2 protein-coding genes are annotated in these 1,871 nt (G+C 46.3%); both read right to left on the bottom strand.

The window, feature by feature from the left end; genetic code table 11:
• Positions 1–285 (bottom strand): hypothetical protein (locus Q0338_RS03290; protein ID WP_298085515.1); only part of this gene is annotated, 285 nt, incomplete at its 3' end.
• Between the two features lie 247 nt (positions 286–532).
• Positions 533–1,585 carry a TRAP transporter substrate-binding protein DctP gene (dctP, locus tag Q0338_RS03285; protein ID WP_298085514.1) on the bottom strand — a complete coding sequence of 351 codons (1,053 nt, stop codon included), beginning with the start codon at positions 1,583–1,585 and terminating at the stop codon, positions 533–535.
• Positions 1,586–1,871: the final 286 nt, after the last annotated feature.

Genomic DNA, 1,871 nt, shown 5'->3' with positions numbered 1-1,871 from the left:
GTGCGAGCCTATAAAAGGGTCGAGATCTAGATCTGACGATACGTGTTCTACGCCGCTCAGACGTCCGAGCGCGGAGCCGAACTGATCGTAAATGAGCCCGTCAAGCTCGGGAGTCAGCCACTCCGAGGTGATAGGTTGCACTTCGCCGTCGCCGTAGTTTGTTTGGTAAAATTCTTTTACCGTTTTTTCCATTAGCGAGGCTTTCGTCGTTTGAGCGCTTAGATTTGCGCCGCCAATACCGCAAAAAACTACAGCCAAAAGGCAAATTTTAGACACATTTTTCATGGCTTTCCTTTAAATTTAGGTGTTTGGTGATTTTAGCACTATTTGGGTTAAAATTCGAGAAGTTTAAGATATGCAAGTAACGGCGGTCTGCTTTGGCGCATTTGTCGGTTAAATTTAAGCAAAGCAGCGTTGATAAAATTTAGAGTTCAAATTTGACGTCAAGCTAAAATCGGGCCAAATTTAACACCAAATTTGCGTTAGCCGAGCCGTCAAATTTACTCGGACGGCTCGTTAAATTTAGCAGAGATTACTCCGCGGTGCTGTTTATGTAGCTGTTTTCGGAGATCTGCGTCCAGACCCTAGCCTTTTTCATAAAGGCTTTTTGCGAGTCTAAAATTTCCTTAAACGTCGCGTCCTTTGCCGAAAGCTCGTCTAGGATCTCGTCCGTGGCTTTGCGTAGTGCGGCGATGATCTCGGGCGGAAACGAGGCAATTTTCACGTCCGGATGCTCGCTTTTGATTTTATCAAGAACCAGCGAGTTTTGATAGACCGCCGACTCGTAGACATCGGCCGCTACGGCCTTGGTCGCAGTCTCTACGATGGCTTGAAGGTCGGCGGGTAGCTTGTCCCAGAGCTTTTTGTTGATGTAAAATTCATTTTCGCTCGCAGGCTCCTGCCAGCCGGTGTAGTAAAATTTAGCCACCTTTTGAAAGCCGAAATTTATATCGATCGCGGGGCAGACCCACTCGACGGCGTCGATCGTGTTCATCTCCATCGCCATGTATAGCTCGCCGATCGGGATCGTGTTGATGTTTACGCCTAGCTTTGCCATTATCTCGCCGCCAAGCCCGGTCATGCGTAGTTTTAGTCCCTTTAGATCGTCCGCGCTTTTGATCTCTTTTTTAAACCAGCCGCCCATTTGCATGCCGAAATTTCCGCCGTGAAATGTCACGATGCCGTACTCGTTAAAGACCTTTTGCGCTAGCTCCTTGCCTCCGCCGTATGCGTACCAGGCGTCTTGCTCGGCCTTGTTCATGCCAAAAGGCACGGTCGTAAAGAGCATGAGTTTAGCGTCCTTGCCCTTATAAAAGTAGCTAGCGGTGAAAGCCGCGTCGTACTGGGCGCTTTTGACCATATCAAGCAGCGCAAACGCCGCCTTGTGCTTGGACGGATAGTCGACGCGAACCTCGATACGGCCGTCGCTCATCTTTTCCACGAGCTCTTTAAATTTCTTCGGAGCGTCGCCTAGTACGGGCACGTTGCTCTCGTACGTGGAGGCGAGCTTGATCTTGTATTTTTCCGCTGCCTGCGCGCTGATCATCATCGCCGCGCATAGAGCTAGAGCTGAAAATAGTTTCATTTTTTCTCCTTTTGGTTTTAAATTTACCGATTATAGAGTTTTGTATTATATTTTTTGATTAATTTTAAAATTTAAGCTATAAAATTTTACGATATATGAGTAAAAACGTAAATAAATTTATAAAATGTTACGAAAATTAAATTTTATGTTGCACTGATCGGGGCGGTTGAAATTTGCAGAATAAATTCGGCGTAGTATTGCGGGCGTTAAATTTGAGCGGGTTTTGCAGTCAAATTTAATAATACCCAAGGCACATCGTCTCGGTTAGCTTTATGCGCTTTTCAAG

This window comes from uncultured Campylobacter sp. (genome assembly GCF_938018145.1).
GTDB lineage: Bacteria > Campylobacterota > Campylobacteria > Campylobacterales > Campylobacteraceae > Campylobacter_A.
This window is presented reverse-complemented; position numbering and strand designations above follow the sequence as displayed.

What these genes read in the sequence shown, in the direction of transcription:
- dctP (WP_298085514.1), bottom strand. Translation starts at nt 1,585, where the DNA reads ATGAAACTATTTTCAGCTCTAGCTCTATGCGCGGCGATGATGATCAGC.